The organism is Vibrio sp. 2130-1 (genome assembly GCF_033339515.1).
Genome location: NZ_JAWOUT010000427.1, coordinates 1 through 622 on the forward strand (window position 1 = coordinate 1; position 622 = coordinate 622).

A 622-nucleotide genomic window follows, 5' to 3' on the forward strand; every position below is an offset into this window, starting at 1 on the left:
ACCTGACTAACGGCGAAGCGTGGATGTGGGCAGTAGCGGTATCTGCACTTGTTATGGCTGGCGGCTACTTCTACATTCAGAAAAAATTCGCTAACCGTGAAGAAGACCGCAGCTTTGCTGGCGTAGAAGGTATCTTCAGCGTTCTAATGGTAATCACAGCTTGTGCGATGGCATTTGCTCACGGCTCAAACGACGTAGCAAACGCGATTGGCCCTCTTTCTGCAGTAGTATCGACTGTTGAACATATGGGTGAGGTTACAGCGAAAAGCACTATCGCATGGTGGATTCTTCCATTGGGCGGTATCGGTATTGTTGTCGGTCTTGCAACAATGGGCCACAAAGTAATGGCAACCGTTGGTACAGGCATCACTGAACTAACACCAAGCCGTGGTTTTGCTGCTCAGCTTGCAACTGCATGTACGGTTGTATTGGCATCAGGTACTGGTCTGCCAATCTCTACCACTCAAACACTGGTTGGTGCGGTTCTAGGTGTAGGTTTTGCACGTGGTATCGCGGCGCTAAACCTAGGTGTAGTACGTAACATCGTGGCTTCATGGATTGTTACGCTACCAGCAGGTGCACTATTGGCTGTCGTATTCTTCTACGGCATTCAAGCGATGTT

Annotated in this window: 1 protein-coding gene; it reads left to right on the plus strand. The window is 49.4% G+C overall.

The window, feature by feature from the left end; genetic code table 11:
* A partial coding sequence (locus R7Q09_RS26640; RefSeq protein WP_318144007.1) for an inorganic phosphate transporter occupies nucleotides 1-622 on the plus strand: 622 nt, incomplete at both ends.